This is a genomic window from Mycolicibacterium arenosum, assembly GCF_024320865.1.
Classification (GTDB): Bacteria; Actinomycetota; Actinomycetes; order Mycobacteriales; family Mycobacteriaceae; genus Mycobacterium; species Mycobacterium arenosum.
The window spans coordinates 14,355-34,189 of sequence record NZ_JANDBD010000007.1 but is presented as its reverse complement, the minus strand read 5'-3'; the positions used below and the strand labels follow the sequence as shown (position 1 = coordinate 34,189).

At 66.8% G+C, this 19,835-nt stretch carries 22 protein-coding genes; 14 read left to right on the top strand and 8 right to left on the bottom strand.

Annotation, left to right across the window (positions count from 1 at the left end; genetic code table 11):
• The first annotated feature begins 8 nt into the window (after window positions 1–8).
• A complete protein-coding gene (locus tag NM203_RS17365; protein ID WP_255061291.1) occupies window positions 9–290 on the top strand; it encodes a GlsB/YeaQ/YmgE family stress response membrane protein in 282 nt (93 codons plus the stop codon).
• On the opposite strand, the gene NM203_RS17360 is transcribed toward NM203_RS17365, so the two are convergent.
• The 3 genes from NM203_RS17360 to NM203_RS17350 are packed head-to-tail and all read right to left on the bottom strand — an operon-like array spanning window position 280 to window position 3,249.
• Window positions 280–1,428, bottom strand: a complete 1,149-nt coding sequence (locus NM203_RS17360; protein ID WP_255061290.1) for a DNA cytosine methyltransferase — start codon at window positions 1,426–1,428, stop codon at window positions 280–282. The two genes, NM203_RS17365 and NM203_RS17360, sit on opposite strands and share 11 nt — an antisense overlap.
• A complete protein-coding gene (locus NM203_RS17355) occupies window positions 1,416–2,702 on the bottom strand; it encodes a DNA cytosine methyltransferase (RefSeq protein WP_255061289.1) in 1,287 nt (428 codons plus the stop codon). Before NM203_RS17355 ends, NM203_RS17360 begins: the two co-directional genes overlap by 13 nt.
• A gap of 55 nt (window positions 2,703–2,757) precedes the next feature.
• Window positions 2,758–3,249, bottom strand: a complete 492-nt coding sequence (locus NM203_RS17350) for a hypothetical protein (protein ID WP_255061288.1) — start codon at window positions 3,247–3,249, stop codon at window positions 2,758–2,760.
• Between the two features lie 89 nt (window positions 3,250–3,338).
• Here NM203_RS17350 and NM203_RS17345 point away from each other — a divergent pair, with 89 nt between their 5' ends.
• From NM203_RS17345 to NM203_RS17330, 4 genes are all read left to right on the top strand, one after another.
• Window positions 3,339–4,100 (top strand): glutaminyl-peptide cyclotransferase, encoded by a 762-nt coding sequence (locus tag NM203_RS17345; RefSeq protein WP_255061287.1) that lies wholly within the window; start codon window positions 3,339–3,341, stop codon window positions 4,098–4,100.
• 1 nt (window position 4,101) lies between these two features.
• Window positions 4,102–4,521 carry a very short patch repair endonuclease gene (locus NM203_RS17340; RefSeq protein ID WP_255061286.1) on the top strand — a complete coding sequence of 140 codons (420 nt, stop codon included), beginning with the start codon at window positions 4,102–4,104 and terminating at the stop codon, window positions 4,519–4,521.
• Window positions 4,522–4,603: 82 nt separating this feature from the next.
• Window positions 4,604–5,338: a YwaF family protein gene (locus NM203_RS17335; RefSeq protein WP_255061285.1), complete on the top strand. Its 735-nt coding sequence runs from the start codon at window positions 4,604–4,606 to the stop codon at window positions 5,336–5,338.
• A 167-nt stretch (window positions 5,339–5,505) separates the two neighbouring features.
• The gene (locus NM203_RS17330) at window positions 5,506–6,375 is read left to right on the top strand and encodes a hypothetical protein (RefSeq protein ID WP_255061283.1); all 870 of its coding nucleotides are present in this window, start codon (window positions 5,506–5,508) and stop codon (window positions 6,373–6,375) included.
• Window positions 6,376–6,437: 62 nt separating this feature from the next.
• On the opposite strand, the gene NM203_RS17325 is transcribed toward NM203_RS17330, so the two are convergent.
• Window positions 6,438–7,904 carry an AAA-type ATPase lid domain-containing protein gene (locus NM203_RS17325; protein WP_255061282.1) on the bottom strand — a complete coding sequence of 489 codons (1,467 nt, stop codon included), beginning with the start codon at window positions 7,902–7,904 and terminating at the stop codon, window positions 6,438–6,440.
• A 154-nt stretch (window positions 7,905–8,058) separates the two neighbouring features.
• Between NM203_RS17325 and NM203_RS17320 the strand changes: the two genes are divergently transcribed.
• From NM203_RS17320 to NM203_RS17305, 4 genes are read left to right on the top strand one after another with little or no spacing between them, the layout of a single operon-like run.
• On the top strand, window positions 8,059–9,096 hold the full coding sequence (locus NM203_RS17320) for an amidohydrolase family protein (RefSeq protein ID WP_255061281.1): 1,038 nt from the start codon (window positions 8,059–8,061) through the stop codon (window positions 9,094–9,096).
• On the top strand, window positions 9,096–9,800 hold the full coding sequence (locus tag NM203_RS17315; RefSeq protein ID WP_255061280.1) for an iron-sulfur cluster assembly protein: 705 nt from the start codon (window positions 9,096–9,098) through the stop codon (window positions 9,798–9,800). The genes NM203_RS17320 and NM203_RS17315 overlap by 1 nt, the downstream gene beginning before the upstream one ends.
• Window positions 9,801–9,811: 11 nt before the next feature.
• Window positions 9,812–10,837 (top strand): NAD(P)-dependent alcohol dehydrogenase, encoded by a 1,026-nt coding sequence (locus NM203_RS17310; protein WP_255061279.1) that lies wholly within the window; start codon window positions 9,812–9,814, stop codon window positions 10,835–10,837.
• Between the two features lie 18 nt (window positions 10,838–10,855).
• Window positions 10,856–11,179, top strand: coding sequence for a putative quinol monooxygenase (locus tag NM203_RS17305; protein WP_255061278.1), 324 nt, complete (start codon window positions 10,856–10,858; stop codon window positions 11,177–11,179).
• A 6-nt stretch (window positions 11,180–11,185) separates the two neighbouring features.
• Here NM203_RS17305 and NM203_RS17300 read toward each other — a convergent pair whose 3' ends face one another.
• Window positions 11,186–11,767, bottom strand: coding sequence for a TerD family protein (locus NM203_RS17300; RefSeq protein ID WP_255061277.1), 582 nt, complete (start codon window positions 11,765–11,767; stop codon window positions 11,186–11,188).
• 656 nt (window positions 11,768–12,423) lie between these two features.
• Here NM203_RS17300 and NM203_RS33330 point away from each other — a divergent pair.
• From NM203_RS33330 to NM203_RS17275, 5 genes are read left to right on the top strand one after another with little or no spacing between them, the layout of a single operon-like run.
• Window positions 12,424–15,552, top strand: coding sequence for an FtsK/SpoIIIE domain-containing protein (locus tag NM203_RS33330; protein WP_255061276.1), 3,129 nt, complete (start codon window positions 12,424–12,426; stop codon window positions 15,550–15,552).
• A gap of 1 nt (window position 15,553) precedes the next feature.
• A complete protein-coding gene (locus NM203_RS17290) occupies window positions 15,554–16,540 on the top strand; it encodes a hypothetical protein (RefSeq protein ID WP_255061274.1) in 987 nt (328 codons plus the stop codon).
• Between the two features lie 5 nt (window positions 16,541–16,545).
• Window positions 16,546–16,755: a hypothetical protein gene (locus tag NM203_RS17285; protein ID WP_255061273.1), complete on the top strand. Its 210-nt coding sequence runs from the start codon at window positions 16,546–16,548 to the stop codon at window positions 16,753–16,755.
• 9 nt (window positions 16,756–16,764) lie between these two features.
• The gene (locus NM203_RS17280; protein ID WP_255061272.1) at window positions 16,765–17,031 is read left to right on the top strand and encodes a WXG100 family type VII secretion target; all 267 of its coding nucleotides are present in this window, start codon (window positions 16,765–16,767) and stop codon (window positions 17,029–17,031) included.
• 7 nt (window positions 17,032–17,038) lie between these two features.
• On the top strand, window positions 17,039–17,383 hold the full coding sequence (locus NM203_RS17275) for a hypothetical protein (protein WP_255061271.1): 345 nt from the start codon (window positions 17,039–17,041) through the stop codon (window positions 17,381–17,383).
• A 14-nt stretch (window positions 17,384–17,397) separates the two neighbouring features.
• On the opposite strand, the gene NM203_RS17270 is transcribed toward NM203_RS17275, so the two are convergent.
• From NM203_RS17270 to NM203_RS17260, 3 genes are all read right to left on the bottom strand, one after another.
• Window positions 17,398–18,321 carry a hypothetical protein gene (locus NM203_RS17270; protein ID WP_255061270.1) on the bottom strand — a complete coding sequence of 308 codons (924 nt, stop codon included), beginning with the start codon at window positions 18,319–18,321 and terminating at the stop codon, window positions 17,398–17,400.
• 318 nt (window positions 18,322–18,639) lie between these two features.
• A complete protein-coding gene (locus NM203_RS17265; protein WP_255061269.1) occupies window positions 18,640–19,500 on the bottom strand; it encodes an NYN domain-containing protein in 861 nt (286 codons plus the stop codon).
• On the bottom strand, window positions 19,497–19,835 hold the full coding sequence (locus NM203_RS17260; RefSeq protein WP_255061268.1) for a GNAT family N-acetyltransferase: 339 nt from the start codon (window positions 19,833–19,835) through the stop codon (window positions 19,497–19,499). Before NM203_RS17260 ends, NM203_RS17265 begins: the two co-directional genes overlap by 4 nt.

The window sequence follows — 19,835 nt, the reverse complement described above, 5'->3', positions numbered from 1 at the left end:
AGAGAATCATGATCGGAACCATCATAGGCGCCATCATCGTCGGACTCATCGTGGGCGTACTCGCCCGACTCGTCATGCCGGGCAAGCAGAACATCGGCCTGATCATGACCGTGTTGCTGGGCGCGCTCGGATCGTTCGTCGGCACATGGCTCACCTACCAGCTCGGCTACTCGAACTCCAACGGCGGCTTCGAGATCATCCCGTTCCTGGTGGGGATCATCGTCGCGGTCGTCCTGATCGCCCTGTACCTCGGCATCACGGGCAAGCGGAACCACACCGTCACGCGCTAGTCGGCACGGCCTTCGAGTAGTCGCCGAGCTCGGCCAGGAAGCCCGGCGGAAATCGCAGGGTGCCCTTGCGGGTACGGCTCAGGAAGCCGTTCGCCGCCCGTGCGGACAGCGGCTTGCCGGGGTGCTCGAGGAACTCGGCGAGGCCCGGACGCGGATGCCACTCCGGCCACGGGCCGACGTCCGCCGCGTGCACGACGCCGTCGAAGTCGGCCCACGCGGCTCTGCGTGGCCACTTCGGCGTCGTCCACGGGAGGTCGCACGTGGCGTCGTAGCGGCCGGGAGCTGCGAGCCGTCTGCCTATCCACGCCGCGGCCGGGGCGCTGACCGAGTTGCCGATCATCCGCCAGCGCTCGCCGTGGCGGGCGACCTCCTCGGCGGGCGCGGTCCAGTCGGCGGGAAAGCCCTGTAGCCGTTCGGCGTCCCGTACGTCCGGGGTGATGTACCGGCCCGACGGCAGCCGGATCGCCGGCGGTGACGGCACCCCGACCGACGACCCGCACTTGATCGGCGGCACGCAGTCGACGCCCCACCCGAACGATCGCATGCCCTCGGTCCAGTAGAAGCCGCACGCCACATCGGGGTAATCGACTGCGGGAAGCGGCTTCTCGGTGTCGTCGGCCAGCAGCACGTCACGCGGATCGCCGTCGCGGCTCGCCACCAGGTACCAGCGGTTGCGGCGCTGCGGCAGTCCGAACGCATTGCTGTCGACGACGCGATACGCCCACCGGTAGCCGAGGTCGGTCAGCGTCGTCGTGATGAGCGCGAGTGCGGCGCCCCGTGCGAGCGACATCAGGAACGGCACGTTCTCCAACACCAGCCACGGCACGTCGGACCGAGTGGCCAGCCGGAACACCTCGCCGACGAGACTGCTTCGCGCACCGTCGATTCCGACCTTGCGGCCCACGCTGCTGAGATCCTGGCAGGGGAATCCGGCGACCACGACGTCGGTGCTCCGGGGCAGTGCCACCAGGTCGCGGACGTCGCTCTCGAGCTTGGTGTCCGGGAAGCGACGGCGCAGCACGTGCATCGCGGCGGGGTTGTGTTCGACCAGTAGGTGCGTGTGGTGGCCGCCGGCGGTCATGCCGAGCTCGAGTCCGCCGATGCCCGCGAACAGCCCGGCTACCCTCAACGCAACCATTCCAGAGCCACGGCGTAGCTCAGCCGCGACGGCACCGCGTTGCCGATCATGTGCGCCAGAGCCGTGCGCTGACGCACCCGGTCGAACGAGAACCAGTCCGGAATGTACTGCAGCCGTGCGGCTTCGTGCGCGGTGATGGTGCGGCGGCGGCTCGGGTGGACGTAGCGGCCCATGCACATGCTGTAGAACCCGGTGGTGACGGTCTGCGCGGGGCGGTCCCAGGCGAGCCGGCCGTAGATGGACTTGTAGCTGTGGCTGCCGCCGGCGTGGCACGCGGGGCGCTGGCTGTCGGGGAGGTCGGCCAGCGCGTTGTCGAAGAGGTAGTCGATCCGCCGCCGGGTCGCCGGAGCGGACTGGGCGACGGCGTCGACGAGTCGGGTCCGCGCCGCGTCGGGCATGGTCTCGAGATCCTGGAACGCCCAGGCGATGTCGCGGGGCCGGCGGCGGTGGCGTGCGGTGATCTCGGCGGGGGTGACGCTGTGGGTGAGGCTGGCGAGCAGCAGGAGGCGGCGGCGGCGCTGCGGGACGCCCAGCTCGCTGAGATCGACGACACCGGTCGAGACGCGGTAGCCCAGCTCGTCGAGTGCATCGGCGGTGCGTTGCACGACGGCGCGGCGGTCGTTGACGGCGCCCGGCACGTTCTCGATCAGGATGTGCTGCGGCTCAAGGACTTCAGCAGCGCGCACCATCGTCGAGTAGAGCTCGTTCTTGTGGTCGCGGTGACGGGTCCGGTTGTTGAAGTCGCTGTGCCCCTGGCAGGGCGGTCCGCCGACGAGCACGTCGATGCCGAGATGCTGCTTGGCGAGCGCGCGTTCGACGGACGTGAGCCGCGCGCCGGGGCTGCCCGGCAGCACGTCGCCGACGTCGTCGCAGCGCGCCGCGGCGGACGGGAAGTTGGCGGCGTAGGTCTCGATGGCGGTGCGGTCGACGTCCACGGCCAGTACGGGTTCGAAGGGTCGGTTCAGCGCACGGGCCGCTTCGGCCAGTCCGATCGACAGGCCGCCGCAGCCGGAGAACAGGTCGACCGCGCGCAGTGCGGACCGAGATGCGCCCTGCGGCGGTGGCGTCGCACTCTGCAGCCAGGCGCGCTCGGCTTCACCCGCGGAGGTGGGCCGGGTGTCGCTGCCGGAGTAGCGGGCGAGGACGCTGGTGGTGTGCCGGCCCTCGCGATCGGTGAGGATGCGTTCGTAGCTGCCGTTGCGGGTGCGGAATCGCTCGAAGCCGGTATCGACACCGGGCCGTTCGCCGATTAGAACGCGCGACGGCTCGGGCACGTGGCCATCGTAGTGAGCTCGGTGGGGAAGTCGGCGCAGGTGGGACGGCGTGCCGTCAGTCGATCGACCTGGGCAACCCGAGCGATTTGGCGTGCCACTGAGTGAGCAGCGCCAGCAGGTCGGGCCCGTCCAGTCCGAAGGCGTCGGGGAAGCGAAGGCCGCGGGTGCCCGACATCGCACCGTCCGGTGTGACGAGATCGAAGCCGACGGTGAACTCCTCATCGCCGACCTCGCGGAAGTGCTGCACGTAGTTCCAGGGGACGCTCACCTGCTCCTTGTGATCGCGGAGCTGGAAACCGTTGGCGTTCAGTGTCAGTGAGCACGGTCGACGGAGGTCGCGAACGGCCAGGCCGAGGACGAGTCCACCGACGACGGCCAGGAAGAGTCCGACGGGCGGGCACGCCACGGTGCCGGTGCCGATCTTGTAGCCGACGGCCAACGCACCGAGCGCACCGGCGATATCCGCGTAGCGAATCCACTGCGGTTGGCGCAGCGTCACCGGGCTCGGATAGGACGCCAAAGCCGCGAGGACTTTCATGTCTGACATGACGCCGAGTCTCCGCGCCGGCACTTGGCGGATTCTTGGTTCTCCCCACTCCGCTTCTCGCTCACCGGCTGATCGGGTAGAAAGCAGGAATGTACATGCGTGCCGCCGCGGTCCTGGTCGTCCTCGGGGTGGTGGCTGCGTCACCGGTGGCGTCGGCCGACCCCGCGGTGCCCGTCGTCACGCCGACGGTGATCGCGGAGATCCCGCACGATCCGGCCGCCTACACCGAGGGCCTCGAGCTCGACGGTGACGTGCTTTACGAGGCGACCGGTGAGAACGGCAAGTCGGAGCTGCGGCAGGTCGACCCCGACACCGGTCGGGTGCTGCGCGCGACGCCGCTGCCGAACAACTACTTCGGCGAGGGTTTCGTGGTGCTGGGGGATCGCATCCTGCAGCTCACCTACGACGGTGGGGTCATCATCGAGTGGGATAGGGCGACGCTCACGGTGCGACGGGAGATCCCGTTCCCGAACGCCTGGGGGATCTGCCGCGACGGTGACCGCCTGGTCGTCAGCAACGGCACCGATGATCTGGACTTCTACGACATGGACCTGAGGAAGACCGGCGAGGTGTCGGTCACGCAGAACGGCGAACCGGTCTGGGGGATCGACGAGTTGGAGTGCGTCGGCGGGCAGGTGTGGGGCGCCGTGTGGCCGAGCACCGAGATCGCGAGAATCGATCCGGCGTCCGGCCTGGTGGATCTATCGGTCGACACCAGCTCGCTGTGGCGGTTCGGTGAGCGGTCGAACCGGCAGGTGTTCAGCAGCCTCGCGTGGGCGGGTGGCGACGAGTTCCTGTACGTCGGCAAGGAGTGGCCTGCGATGTTCCGGGTGCGCATCGACGGAGCGTGACGTGGCCGAGTCGTGGGCGTCGAACGCCGGGGTGCGGCGCAGCATGCAGGCGAACAAGCGTCGCGACACGAAGCCGGAGTTGGCGCTGCGCAAGGCCGTTCACGCGCTGGGGCTGCGGTACCGGGTGGATGCCAAGCCGCTGACGCAGATGCGGCGCCGCGCCGACCTGGTGTTCTCGCGAGCGAAGGTCGCGGTGTTCCTCGACGGCTGCTTCTGGCACGGCTGCCCCGAGCATCACACCGTCGCCAAGGCCAACGCGGAGTTCTGGGCGGACAAGGTCTCCGGTAACCGGGCTCGCGACCGGGACACCGATGCGCGGCTGGCGGCGGCGGGGTGGGCGTGCGTCCGGGTGTGGGAGCACGAGGACCCGGCCGCGGCCGCTGAGCGGGTGGCCGACGTCGTGCGGGCGCGGCGGAGCTGACTTTCAAGAATTCCCCAAGTGGGGCGGCGCATCGTACTGCCAACAACACGCCCTACCGACACCAAACTCACGGGGGATCGAAATGGACACGCTCGCCGCATCACAGGAATTCGTCGCATTCGGCACGTCGCATCTGATCACCCTCGGGGTGTTCGTCGTCGGCGCCGTCGCACTCGTCGTCGTCGGACGCCGGCAGACCGAAGAGCAGGCGCACCGCTTCAGCCGCGCCATGGCCCTCGTCATCCTCGCGGCCGTCGCCATCGCGATGGCCTACAAGCTGGTCGATCCCGACATCAACGAGGTCATGCCGCTGCAACTGTGCGACGTCGCCGAACTCACCGCCGCGTACGCGCTCTGGTCGCGCAAACAGTGGGCGTTCGCGCTCGTCTTCTTCTGGGGCCTGGTGCTCAGCTCGCAGGCTCTGATCACACCCGACGTCGGCGGCCCGGACTTCCCGGCCCACGGCTTCATGACGTTCATGGGCCTGCACCTGCTCGTCGTGTGGACGCCGATCTACCTCGCCTGGGGCCGCGGGATGCGCCCGGACTGGAGCAGCTACCGCTTCGCCGTCAAAGCCACCCTCACCTGGGCCGCCGTCACGTTCACGTTCAACGTCCTGGCCGGCACCAACTACGGCTACCTCAACCGCAAGCCCGAAGCCGCCAGCCTGATGGACGTGCTCGGCCCGTGGCCGGTGTACCCGATCGTCGAGATCCTGGTCGTCAGCGGAGTCTGGGCGCTCATGACCCTGGCCTCGCAGCGCGGACGCCGCGAGATCGAGGTCACGCCCGCCCAGCCGGTGGCCGCCGCCGCATAAGCCAGTTCCCTTCCGCCCCGGACTGCGACACCGCGGTCCGGGGCGGAGCCCTGTCGCGACCCGGAACCTGACGACGTATTAGGGCGTCGAGCGTCGTGGGATTCCATATCGCGGCGCCTGTGGATGGATTGAGTGCGCTCCTGCCCGGCGATGCCACCCTCCGATGCGTGGGCGACGTGCGATGGCCGTTCATCGGCGCTGAAGCGCTCGGGGCAGGCGTCATTCCCGAACGGGCGATGCGCAAGGGCTTCGAGGATGTGTATCCGGGTGTCTACGTGCCGAAGGGCCACAAGCCCACGGCGCGCGAGCGTGCGATCGCCGCGTGGCTGTGGTCGAAACGACGAGGTGTCGTTGCGGGTCATTCCGCCGCGGCCATGCACGGTGTGCGATGGGTGGAGGGCCATGAGCCTGCCGAGTTGATTCACGACAACCACAAGTCCCCGAAGAAGCTGATCGTCCGAACGGAGGCGTTGGGAGCCGGCGAATCCTCGATCGTCGGTGATGTCTCCGTAACATCCCCTGCACGAACGGCTTTCGACATAGGTCGGTATACCCGCAACCGCTTGTGCGCGGTGCAGCGAATCGACGCGGTCATGAACGTCACGGGGGTGACGGTGGGCGAGATCGAGGCTGTCGCGGCGGCGCACCCCGGCGTTCGGGGCCTGAAACGTCTGCGCGCGGTATTGCGGTTGGCGGACGGCGGGGCGGAGTCGCCGCACGAAACCGCCGCGAGGCTGGCGCTCATCGACGCAGGACTGCCGGCGCCGACGACTCAGTACCGGGTGTTCGACGACCACGGGCAGTTCATCGGCCGCGTCGACATGGCGTATGAGGACGTCAGGGTTGCGATCGAATACGACGGCGAGCAGCACTGGACGGATCCGGCGATCCGAGCTCGGGACATCGACAAGGGTGTCGCGTACGTCGACGCGCACTGGCACGTCGTCCGGGCGGGAAGCGACCTGCTCTACAAGCGTCGCGCGACCTACATTGCTCGGGTTGAGACACCGTTGCGCGAGCGTGGTCTCGTCTGGTGACCGCGAGACGGAACGTGGCGACGTTTCGGGGCCTTCAACGTCGTCGGATTCCGAGTCGCGGCTCAGTCCCGCTCCATGTGGATGTCGTACTGGGCGATCTTGCGGTACAGCGTGGCCCGGCTCATGCCGAGTTCGGACGCCACCTCCGCCATCGTCAGCCCGTCGAGACCCAGCACGCGCACGATCTCCCCGCGTTCGAACGCCTCGATGCGCGACAGGTGACGGGTGTTGCCCGCCAACACCTCCGGAGGCAACGCCTTCGCGTCGATGACGTCCATCCGGCCCGCGAGCTGACCGACCACCCGTGTCAGCTCGCCGACGTTTCCCGGCCAGTCGTATCCGGACAGCGCCCGCGCGGCCGACGGCGTGAACGTCACCGCGCGGCCGCGCACCCGCATCGCGATGTGGTGCGCCAGGGCCATCGCATCGTCCGGCCGCTCGCGCAGAGACGGCACCGGCACCACCGTGTCGACGAGCGACGCCAGCGCGGTCGGAATGTCCTCGAAGCGCTCCGCCGTCACGGCGAACGGCACGGACCCCTCGGCGCCGCTTCGCAATACGAGATCACGCAACCGCTCGGCCACCCACGGCGGCAGCAGGTCGACGTCGCGCACGATGACCGCGGTGTGCGGCTTGCCCACCTCGGGCGTCCACAGCCCGAGCCAGGTCTGCACATCCGTCGGGGCGGGCGCGCTCGCCGACAGAATGCGATCGCGCGGGAACAGGTGGCGCGCGGCCTGCGCCAACACCGTCGCCCGGCCCGCCCCCGTCTCGCCGACCGCCGCGACGACGCCTCCCGCCCGCATCCCACGCTCCGCGTGGGTGACCGCGGCGTTCCAGGCGTCCGACAGCGAGTGCAGCGTCCCCGAGCCCGGCTCCAGCCTCGGCACCTCGACGCGGAACACCTGGCCGCGCGGCACGTGTCGCGCCGACCGTCCGCTCGAGCGGGCCTGCATCAGCGCCGCGGTGTTCGACGCCGCCGACCGCGCCAGCGCGAGCAGCAGGTCACTCGAGGAGCGCGACCACGTCGTCAGGTTCACGCTGCCCTCGAGCCGGCCCGACGTGGGATCCAGCACCGGTACCGCAGCGCAGGTGAAGGTGCACAGGCTCAGCGAGTAGTGCTGATCGGCGCGCACCAGCGTCGGCACGCGGTCGGCCAATGCGAGGCCCAGTCCGTTGGTGCCGACGTCGCGCTCGGCGTAGCCGAAGCCGGGTGCGAGGTGCACGTCGTCGAGCGCCTGCAGGAGCGACCGGTCACCGGACAGGCGCGACAGCACGACACCTTCGGCGTCGGTGAGCATCATGCTGACGGGCTCGTTGGCCAGCGTCCGGTGCAGATCGGCCAGCACCTCGTTGCCGCACTGGAAGAACAGCGAACTCAGGTCGTCGGTCCCGGTGAACACCGGCTCGACCGCGTCCAGTGGAATCCCGTAGTCCTCGCTGCGCTGCCACGACGCGAGCAACCGGTCCGGCACGTTGCTGTGCTGGAGATCGGCGAAGCCGGCGCGTTCGGGCAGGCCGTCGGGCATGTGATCCACGTTACAAACCCTCGCGCGTCCGCGTCGGGAAAGCACCCCTACCTGCGTCTCAGATTGAGACGGCGACCCCCTCGGCAGCGGTCGTCGGCGCTCATAGGCTCGCCGCAGGCTGTGACAGCAGTCACACGAACAGAGGAACCAGCCCATGTATCAGAAGGACGACAACCGCTTCTTCATCGTCGACGCCCACGTGGCCCTGTGGGATGCGCGGCCGGAGAACCAGCGCAACATCCACGGCAAGCAGTTCATCGACTGCTTCTACGACTACCACCGCAACCTGTCGCCCGAGTCCGAGCTCTGGACCTACGAGGAGTACCTCTACCAGGGCGGCGCCCGGCTGATGAAGGACCTGTTCGAGGACGGGTACGTCGACCATGCGATCTTCCAGCCGGCCTACCTCGGCGAGTTCTACTACAAGGGCTTCGGTCAGACCGACGAGGCGTTCGAGCTCGCGTCCAACAACCCCGACAAGCTGACCTACAACCACCACTTCGATCCCCGTAACGGCGAGGCCGGCCTGTACCAGTTCCGCGAGGACGTCACGAAGTACGGGCTCAAGGGCGTCAAGCTCTACACCGCCGAGTGGCACGGCGAATCGCGCGGCTGGCGGATGGACGACCCGTGGGCCTACCGCTACTTCGAGGCGTGCCGCGAGCTCGGCGTGCGGAACATCCACGTGCACAAGGGTCCGACGATTCGGCCGCTCGATCGCGATGCCTTCGACGTCGCCGACATCGACCACGTCGCGTCCGACTTCACCGACCTCAACTTCGTCGTCGAGCACTGCGGGTTGCCGCGACTGGAGGACTTCTGCTGGATCGCCACGCAGGAGCCCAACGTTCACGCCGGACTGGCGGTCGCGATGCCGTTCATTCACACCCGGCCGAAGTACTTCGGGCAGATCATGGGTGAGCTCCTCTACTGGATCGGGGAGGACCGCATCCAGTTCTCGTCGGACTACGCGCTGTGGACGCCGAAGTGGCTGATCGAGAAGTTCGTCGACTTCCAGATCCCCGAGGAACTCGCCGAGTACGCGCCGATCACGATCGACCAGAAGAAGAAGATCCTCGGGCTCAACGCCGCCAAGATGTACGACATCCCGGTGCCGGCCGAGCTTCAGCTTCCCGAGGCCGACGAAACCAAGACCGGGCCGCGCGGTGCCGACAACCTGGTCGACGCGTGATGAGCCGGCACGAAAGCGCCTACGCCGCACTGGGTTCGGTGCTCGACCCCGAACTCGACGAGCCGATCACCGACCTGGGCTTCGTGCGCTCGCTGGTGGTGTCGCCCAGTGGCAACATCAAGGTGCACCTGCGGCTGCCGACGTCGTTCTGCTCGCCGAACTTCGCCTACCTGATGGCATCCGACGCGAAAGACGTTCTGAAGCAGCTCGACTGGACGCGCAACGTGGTGGTCGAGCTGGACGACCATCACGATTCGCCGATCATCAACGCCGGCCTGGCGGCTGATGCGGGGTATCGTGGCACGTTCCAACACGAGGCCGACGACAGCCTCGACGAGTTGCGCGAGACGTTCCGCCGCAAGGCGCACACCGCGGCCATGGAGCGCTGCCTGACCGCGCTGCTTCGCGCCGGGCGTCCATCCGAGTCGCTGGGGTCGGTGACGCTGGGCGAACTGCCGGACGACGACGCGACCCGCGCGCTACTGCGTCGGCGTGACGCACTCGAACTGCCCACGGCCGGTGAGTCATTGGTGCTCGTCGACCACGAAGGACGGCCGCCGGCCGATCCCGACCTGGCGCTGCGACGCGCCCGGTCGACGCGCATCTCGATCGACGGCAACGCGCACTTCTGCCGTGGGCTGCTGCGTACCCGCTACGGCGACGAGCCGAGTGCATTCATCCCCGTATCCGAACTCATCCACTAAAGGAGATCGACATGAGAGCAGTGCAAGTGGTGGGCTACCACCAGAACCTCGAGATGGCCGACGTGCCCGCACCCACGCCGACCGGGCCGTTCGACGTCATCGTGAAGATCGGCGGCGCCGGGGTGTGCCGCACCGATCTGCACATCCTGGAAGGGCAGTGGGCCGAGAAGTCACAGGTGCAGTTGCCGTACACGATCGGCCACGAGAACGCCGGCTGGGTGTCGGCGATCGGGTCGGCGGTCACCAACGTCGCGGAGGGTGACAAGGTGATCGTGCATCCGCTGATCACCTGCGGGTTGTGCCGGGCGTGCCGGTCCGGGGACGACGTGCACTGTGAGGCCAACGCGTTTCCCGGCATCGACACCAACGGCGGCTACGCGGAGTACCTGAAGACCTCGGCGCGCAGCGTGGTGAAGATCGACGAGTCGTTGGAGCCGTCGGATGTGGCGGCGCTGGCCGATGCCGGGCTGACGGCGTATCACGCGGGGGCCAAGGCGGCGCGCAAGCTGACGCCACGCGACCGCGTCGTGGTCATCGGTGCGGGCGGGTTGGGGCACATCGGGATTCAAGTGCTCAAGGCGCTCTCGCCCGCCGAGCTCATCGTGGTGGACCGTAACCCGGAGGCGCTGAAGCTCGCCGAGGCGATCGGAGCCGATCACGGTGTCGTGGCCGACGGAACGCAGGTTCAGCACGTGCTCGACCTCACCGGGGGCAACGGTGCGGAAGCCGTCGTCGACTTCGTCGGTGAGGGTGGCGCGACGGCCGAGGGGGTGGCGATGCTGCGCGGGGCCGGCGACTACTACGTCGTGGGTTACGGCGAGAACATCAACGTGCCGACCATCGACATCGTCTCCAGCGAGATCAACTTCATCGGCAACCTCGTCGGGTCCTACAACGACCTGTGCGATCTGATGGCACTCGCGGCGCGCGGCGCGGTCAACCTGCACACCCAGAAGTACCAGCTCGACGACTTCCAGTCCGCGATCACCGATCTCGACAACGGCAACGTTCGCGGTCGAGCGATCCTCATCCCCTGATCTAAGGAATGATCTGCTGTGATTTTCATCGTGGTTAAGTGGCTACCCAAGCCCGAGCACGTCGAGAGCTTTCCCGACTTCGTCGCCGACTTCACCAGGGCGACGCGGAACGAGCCGGGCAACCTGTTCTTCGAGTGGTCGCGCAGCCTGGAGAATCCATCGGAATACGTTCTGGTGGAGGGCTTCCGCGACGGGGACGCCGGTGGCGCGCACGTCAACAGCGAGCACTTCAAGACGTTCGTCGCCGCGGCGCCGGACGTGCTGGCGTCGACCCCGCTGATCATCAGCGACTCGGTCGGTGCGGACGGTTGGGGTGAGATGGGCGAGATCAAGGTCGGATAGGACTCGCTAAACCACGTTGACGCCGTAGTCGCGTGCGATTCCGGCGAGGCCCGACGCGTAACCCTGGCCGATGGCGCGGAACTTCCACTCGCCGTTGCGGCGGTAAAGCTCGCCGAACACCATCGCGGTTTCAGTCGAAGCATCTTCGGTCAGGTCGTAGCGGGCGAGTTCATTGCCCGAATTGCTGTCGACTACCCGGATGTAGGCGTTGCCCACTTGACCGAAGGTCTGGTCGCGGAGATCGGCATCGTAGATCGAAACCGTGAAGACGACGTACTTGATCTGGGCGGGAACCGAAGCGAGATTGACCTTTATGGTCTCGTCGTCATCGCTTCCGGTGCCACCGATCAGTTCGTCGCCGGTGTGTTGAATCGAGCCGTCAGGTGACTCGAGATTGTTGAAGAAGATGAAGTGCTCGTCCGACATCACGCGCCTGTCCTCGCCGCATGCGATCGCGCTGGCATCGAGGTCGAAGTCGGCACCGGTGGTCGCACGAACGTTCCATCCGAGCCCTACCGCCACGGCCTTCAAGTCGGGTGCTTCCTTGGTCAGCGAGACGTTCGCACCCTTGGTAAGCGTGACGCTCATAGAACTCATCCTCCTGCGACAATCCTCTGCGGCCGCCCCTTCAACACCGACGGCATCGGGCGTACTCGTTATATCGCGTCGGGATATGAGTCGTCAGGTGGAGTGGTCGGCCATACGAGCGGCGGTGGCGTTCGCCGACGGCACGAGAACCTGCTGGTGGTCATCGCAGCAGCCGGCAACGTTAGCGAGCGAATTTACGCGGCCGGAGATCCGGTCCGGCTTATCTCTGCCGAGCGTTGGGGGATTGGTTAGTATTTCGGCTGGCAGTTCGGCTGGAGACGGCTGGTCGAGTGGGCCGAGGGAGCGTCGGGTCTTGCACCGCCGCTTAGGGAGGGATGATCACGTTGGCAATCGACTACACGCGCCCGGACAGATCGAAGCCGACGCGGCCCGCCACACCCTCCGCGCCTTCCGAGCCCGTGACCGACCGGCCGAAGATCAACTACACGAAACCCGGACGCGCGACTTCTCGGCCACAACAGGAGCCGTCGACGTCGGGGTCCGATGCACCGCCTCCTCGCATCACCCGGCAACCCGCGAGCGGAACGAACCCCCGGCAGGCGCCGCAGACGCAGGTACCGCCGCGCCGTCCGAAGCCGCCCACCCGTACCACCACAACCGCGCTTCAGGCGGCCTCTGCATCACTGCCCTCGGCGGTGAACCAGTGGAACGACATCGCCAGGACTGTCGGTGTCGCTGCGCAAGAGATCAGTAACCGCTTCATCGCGGCTCACGGCGATCTGGGAGAGACGCTGAACGACCTCTCCCGCGCGCAGAACGATCTGAAGGCCGCGTACGAGAAGCGGTTCTCGGGCACGCAGTACTTCTCCACCAGCGGCGGCGGCACCACGGTTCCGAGCGACTGGGTACGGGTCGCGAGGACGACCACCGAGAGGCTGCGGAGCGCCCCGGTCCCGTGGACCGACAAGGGCCGCCGGCAGCTCCAGCAGGAGTTCACCCAGAAGGTGACATCCCTGATGAACACCTACGACAACACGGTGCGGGAGTACGCGCTCGGCGGGTACAGGCAGATGATCGAAGGTGGTACGGGGAACGCGCATCCTGTGCGAGACCACTACACGCGCACGACGCGGGACGCCGAACTTCCTCGACCGCCCATCGGTCCGTACGCCGGACCAATCGATCCAGCGAATCCGCCCGAGGTGGGGCCGGGTCCGTTGAACATCTACATCGGTCGCGCGACCGCCGACCAGGTCTCCTTCTCGTCGAATTCGTACGGCAACTACACAAGCCAATCGCACGCCATCGATCTTCCCGGACTGTCGGTCCCGATCGTGCTCGATCTCGACGTCGCGGGCGCATTCGTGGTCGATGACCGGCGCTGCCTTGAGGGACCCATCCTCAACCTGTTGACGGCGCTGCCCGCCAATCAGTTGTTGATCAGGTTCTTCGATCCCGAGCACGGCGGCAACTCCGCCAAGTTCCTCTTCGGCCTTGGTGATTCGGCGGATCGCGTCATCGGCGAGCGGGTGAAGACCAGCGACCGCGAGCTGACCGAATTGCTCCAGTCCACGGAAGAGCACATCACGTTCGTCACGCAGCGCTTCCTTCAGGGCGAACACAAGTCGCTCACCGAGTACAACCGCGCAGCTGGAGAGGTCGCCGAGCCGTATCGCCTGCTAGTGCTCTACGACTTCCCGTCCGGATTCGTCCGCGGTGGTCACCGGGACGAGGACCAGCTCAGCCGACTCGTGAAGATCATCCGCAACGGGCCGCGGTCCGGCGTCTTCACGATCCTGGTCTCCGACGCCGTCGACGCGGTGACTGAACAGCTGCCACGGTTCTCGGCCGGAGAGCGGCTGAACGACACGACGATCGCCGCTATGAGCGACTGGCCGTCCGGCGTCGCTCTGCCTCGCGCGACGTCGGCTCCGCGGGGTAAGGGCACCACCGCCCAGGTGGGTGCCGGCGCGGTGTCATGGCGTTTCGCTTCCGCTGAACCGCCTTCGACAGCGCTGGTCTCCAGCCAGCTGGACGCGGTGAAGCGCAACCTGCACTCCGCCGAGGACGTCAAGGTCACACCGCACCGTGTGGCAGAACTCGCCGATCAGGAGCAACGCTCGACATCGGCCACGCTCGGTGAATCCCTCAGGTCCACCGTGGCCGATCCGGACCGGCCCGAAACATGGTGGCGTGCTTCGAGTTCACGGGCTATCGCGGCTCACTTCGGCCGGATCGGCGCGCGCCAGGTCGCCGACTTGATCGTGGATTCCGAAGATGACTACGGAGCACTCATCGGCGGCCGACCCGGCTCGGGCAAGTCGGTGCTGATCCACGCCGTCATCATGAGTCTCGCGATGGAGTACTCGCCCGACGAGCTCGAACTGCACTTGATCGACTTCAAGGAGGGCGTCGAGTTCCAGCAATACGCCGACATCGGGCTACCGCACGCGCGTGTGATCGCCATCGAGTCCGAGCGCGACTTCGGCCTCTCGGTACTGCAAGAAGCATCTCGAGCCATCAAGACCCGTGGTGATCTGTTCGGTGCCGCCGGCAACGGCATCGCGAAGCTGCACGATTACCGCGAACGCACCGGACAGCCGTTGAAGCGGATCGTCCTCATCATCGACGAGTTCCAGCAGTTGTTCTACCGCGATGACAAGATCGCCTCTGCCGCTTCGGACGAGCTGGAGCAGATCCTGCGCAAGGGTCGTGCATTCGGCGTGCACGTCCTCCTGGCCTCCCAGTCACTCGCGGGGATGGCGACGCTCGGGAAACACGTGTTGGGGCTCATTCCGGACCGAATCGCGATGCAGAGCAACGACTCCGATTCCCGACTCATCCTCGGTGAGGAGAACCCCGACGCGCAGACCCTGGTCCGTGCCGGCGAGGGCATCCTGAACCGGAGATTCGGGATGAGGGATGCCAACAAGCGCTTCCAGGCGGCGTTCTGGGACGCCGATTTGCGCGAGTCAGTACTGAAACAGCTCGTACATCGCGCCGACTCCCACCGGGTGCAGTACATCACCACCGTCTTCGCCGGTCATGAGCCGGCGAGGATCGAGAAACTGACTGCGGCGTCGCTCGCGCCCGCCGAGACGAAGGCCAACAGCGTTGGTCTGCCGATCGGTCTGCCGCTGACGCTGGACCCGGATCCGACGTTCGCATGGCTGCAGCGCGAAGCCGGCAGCAATCTGCTCGTCGTCGACGAAGCGGGCGACGGGATGCTCGCCGTTGCCCTCGCGGGGCTGCGCCAGCAGGGGGTGGCCGTCGACCTACTCGACTTCGTCGGAGCCGACGAAGCCTGGGGAGCGGTCGCATCGAGTTTCGATGCGCTGGAGGATTTCGCCGTGCACAGGCATCGGAGCGATCTACGAAGGGTGCTGGGCGACTTCACGACCTTGGTGGATGAACGCCTCGCGTTCGACGACGGCAACCTACCGACCCGCGTGCTGGCCATCGCCGGTATGGGCCGGGCACGAGACTTCGATCCCGGTGACTACGACGACGATTCCCCGTTGAAGCTGCTGGGGAAAATTCTGCGCGACGGTCCGGAGGTCGGCGTGCACGTGATCGCGTGGTTCGACCGTCCGGCGGGTCTGGATAAGCGTCTCGACAGGGGCGAGCAGCGCGAGTTCGGCTTGCGGTTGGTGGGGCGTCTGAGCGCCAACGACGCATCGTCGCTCACCGATACCGAGACCGCCGCTGCGCTCAAGGACGGGCAGGGGTTGCTCGCCGACATCGACCGGACCGTCGAGGTCAAGGTCCGGAAGTTCGCGAGGCCGTCCCCTGGCTGGATCACTCAGCAGCTCGGCGGGAGCTGACGTGGCCGATCGCGCGAAGGTCGAACAGAGTGTATTCGACTTTCTGCGGCCGCAACTGAAGCGGTATCGGGAGCAGTCCACCGATCTCACACGCGCTACCGCGTCGTCGATCTCCAAAGTCGCTGCGCGAGCCGACGGGGTCGTGACGGATCGGCGGCGCGCGCTCCGCAGGGCGCAGCAGGATCTCGAAAACTGTCTGTGTCAGGAAGACGCCAACTGCTCGGGATTCGCGCGGCGGGTCCAGGAGTGCGAAGACGCCCTGCAGCGCGCGATTCGCGGGCGCGAACTCATCGAGCTCGGCAGAGCACGCTTCCAGCACGCGCAGAACAAGCACACCGCGCAAGTCGACCAGTTGTTGATTCGCGCGGAGAAGCTCGTCCGGACCGCCGACGAACGAACGACTAACTTTCAGAAGCAATCCACCTACGTTCCGCCCAGCACCGTCAGTGCACCGGGTTACAAATCATCAGGCGGTGGCGGCCTGTCAACCGGTGGCTCGGCGAGGTCGAGCGACGTCGGCGGATTCGGTGGTGGTTCGCCGGGCGGTGGGTCCGGTTCGTCAGCGGGCGGGTCCTGGCGCGACATCCCCGGCGTCAGCGTCCCGGAGTCGTTCCCGGCGGGCTTCGCGCTCATCCCGATATCGAAGATCGCCAACGGCAACCCCGTCACCGGTGTGGCCGATTTCGACAACGGTCAGGACGTCGACGCCCTTCAGTGGTCGAGCAGGGCGCTGGTCGCCGTTGTATTGCCGGCGATGCTGAAGGGCGGGACACCGAGGGAATATCTCGCCGACCGTGATCAGCGTGAGAAGCGTTCCGGCGGGCAGACGTTCGTCGCCTCGTACGACGGTTTCTTCGGTCAACATCCGATGAAGCTCAGCCCGCAATCCGACGGCACCTTCGATCTGATCAACGGCCGGCACCGGCTCTGGCTGTTGGAGAACGCGGGGGCCACCCACGTTCCGGCATGGATCGGTGGTGGCAGATGAGCCTTGTGAGCAGCCAGATCAACACGCATCAGCGCAATCTCGTGGACCGGCACCGCGCGATACAGCACGCGCAGTCGCTGTGGCAGGACTCCGCCGCACGCAGGTTCCTGGACGTGCTCGACGAATTCGATGCCGAGGACCGCGCCTACGGTGCCGCTCTGAGCGAATTGAATGCGACGTTCGATGAAGCCGAAAAACTGTTGGGGCCGTCCTAGGAGGAAGACATGGCAGGAAGAATAGACACCGATCCCGCGGCGCTTGTCGCGATGGCGAGGGAGCTGAAGAACGCGAGCGCGTCGATCGATGGATCGGTTCGCAAGGTGCGGAGCGCGTTGAATTCGAGTCAATGGAATGACAACGTGCGCAAGGACTTCGAGAAGAACCTTGAGGCAATCGCGCGGATGGCCAAGCAGATCGAGCAGGTAAGCGACGAGAGCCAGCGGATGCTCAACCGCAAAGCACAGCAACTCCAGCAGTACCTCGGACGGTAGGGCGGATATGAGTACTTCGCAGACGGGGGTTCAGCTCCGCCAGCGCGGACTGGGCATCGGGCTCGGTGGCCTCGTGGTCCAGCTCATCGGCGTGGCGATGGTGTCGACGTACGCCGCGGGGACTCTCGCGTTCATCCCGCTGACGGCAGGCGCCCTCCTGGTCGTCCTCAGCTACACGAGGGTTAAGGACTCGACTGGCTTAGCCAACTTCGCGGGTGCTGCGACGTTGCTCTTCGGCCTCATCGCGACGAGCGCCGGTTCAGGTGGCTGGACGGGTTTTCTGTTCATCCTGATCGGCGTGGCTGTCGAGGTTTTCGGCAACAAGCAACTCTCGGCAGGCATCCGCTCGTAGAAACACCTTGGGCGTTATCGCTTCTGCATCATCGTGGTGCCGTCGACACCGCGCGACGCGCTGACGATCTTTGCGAAGCAGTGGTCGAAATCCAATCCGGCGGATACGCACCAGTTCAGGGCTGTCGAGGAGTCGGTTGACGGGTCGCCGACGACGGTGACCCACCAGTCGGGCGTGCTGAACGTGGTCCAATCGCCGGACCAGATCAGTCGCACGTCGTCGTAGCGCTGCCGGAGTGCGAGGTGTTCACGGAGAATGTCCGATGGTGTCCACGTGATCCCCTCGGCGACGAGGCCCGGTCGCTTGGAACTGATCTGCGGAATCCAGCGGTCGGTGAGGGATTGCGAGATGTACGAGCGATCCGAGGCGGTGATATCCCGAAGCGCTGAAAGCGCAGCCCCGTCGGGGCTGTCATTGGCGGGCTGCATCGCGGAGGCCGCAATGATGGTCGAGGCCCCGTCGGACGTCGGTCCCGATACCGGCGACCCCGTCGAACTGGGGACGGATCTTGCGACGAGGCCGCCGGCACCGCTCGAGTAGGTCTCCGGGATACGCCAGAACATCCCATCGGGAAACACGAACTCCCGCTGTGCCGTTTCGCCCGGCAGGATCACGATGGGGTCCGACCGTGTATCGAACGTCGCGGCGGCGACGTCGCGCCCGCCGTCCGAGATCGTCAGCCCGAAAGACGGATCGGTGACGACGTCGCCCTCACCGCAATTGGCGGTGAGAAGGGTCGACACGGACAGCCCACTGCTGGTGAGTTGGGCTGACGTCACGGATACGTCGGGCGGAGTGGAGCACGGGACGGCGTCATCGGCACTCGTCGACCGCGAACCGCCGCTATCGGTCGAACTTCTCGTCGAATCCGAGAGCAGTGTGTTGCCGACGAGCACGCCGATCAGAACGACAGCTGCTGCCGCCGCTGTGGCAATCACGAAGGGCTTGACCCTACTTGATGATTCGTGCTGCCGTCCCTGCGGCGATTGGTTCGGGTAACCGTTCGGTGGCCGCTCTACTGAGCCGGGTGGAGGCGCGGGACGCACCGGAGGGGGCAGCGGGGGAGGGGAATCCGGCTTCCGCAGGTTCACCCTGGGTTGCGCGCCGTCGCTGTCTCTCGTCACGCGTTAGCCACCCCCCGTTTGTGGGCCCTCCTCCAGGGCCGTCAACCGACACATCCTCACACGAAAACGTGCTCGGCGCGGCAGTTATTCGACCGATCTCCCCATGCCCTAGCGAGTTGCTGAGCGGCCGCGCTACTTCAGTCTCACCAGCCGCGTCGTCGAGCTCTCGTCCAGCTCGACGACGTCGTCGCGGGCGCGGGCACGCAGGAAATCGCTGAAGCTCCGATAGCCCAACGACTTCTCGCTGAACGACGGGTCCATGCGCTTCATCTGAGCCTTCACCGCCGAGTTGTGCAGCCACTCCGCGTCGTCCTTCTCCAAGCCGATCTGCAGCGCGCGGGACAGCAGCGCGGTGGCGGCGTCCTGCGGATCGGGCTCCTCGTCGGCGTCCCTGCGGGCTTCTCGCTTCGGCGCCGCCTTCCTCGCCGGCGTCGGATCGGGGTCGAGCGCGGGAACCCCTGGCAGCGCGTCGTAGATGACGAACTCATCGCACGCTGACGCCAGCGCGCGACTGGAGGACCCGGCGACGCCGATGCCGACGACGTAGCGGCCCAACCGCTTGCACCGCTGCGCGAGCGCGATGTAGTCGGAATCGCCTGCCACGATCACCACGTGCGTCAGGTCGGGGAGTCGGAACATGTCCTCGACGGTGTCCACCGCCAGCCGGATGTCGGCGCCGTTCTTGCCGTACGCGGCCGCCGGGAAGAGCTGGACGAGATCGACGGCACGGGCGACGAGTTGACCGCGGTAGTCGGCGTTCATGTCCGTCGACCAGTCGGCGTACGCCCGCGTCAGCACCAGCGTCCCGAACGACGACGCGAAGTCGATGATCGCCCCGACGTCCACAGTCGAGGCCGCGAGCTTGTCCCGCTTCAGCCCGCTTGCCTTGTCCTTCTGGTAGGAGCTGCGGCCGTGCACCTGGTCGTATCGCGAGATGACGATGTTGTCGAAGTCGAGATAGACCGCGACGCGGGCGGCGGCGGTGTCGGTCATGACTTCGACTTCAGCTGCGCGATGATCTCGCGGGTCGGTTTGTCGACCACGTCGGCGTACTCGGGATGCTTCTCGACGTAGGCGACGACCGTCGGGCAGATCGGCACGATCCGCAGGCCGTCGGCTTTGGTGCGGGCGAGTGCCTCGCCGATCAGGACCGTCGCGAGGCCGCGACCGCCGTAGGCCTCGTCGACCTCGGTGTGCGGGAAGACGCGCTGCTCGCCGATGTCAACGACCTGCGTGAGGCCCACCTTCTTCCCGTCGACGGCGATGGTGAACTCGCCGGGTTCCTTGGTCACGTCGACGGGTGCGCCGGTCTTGTCGGTCAGAGCCAT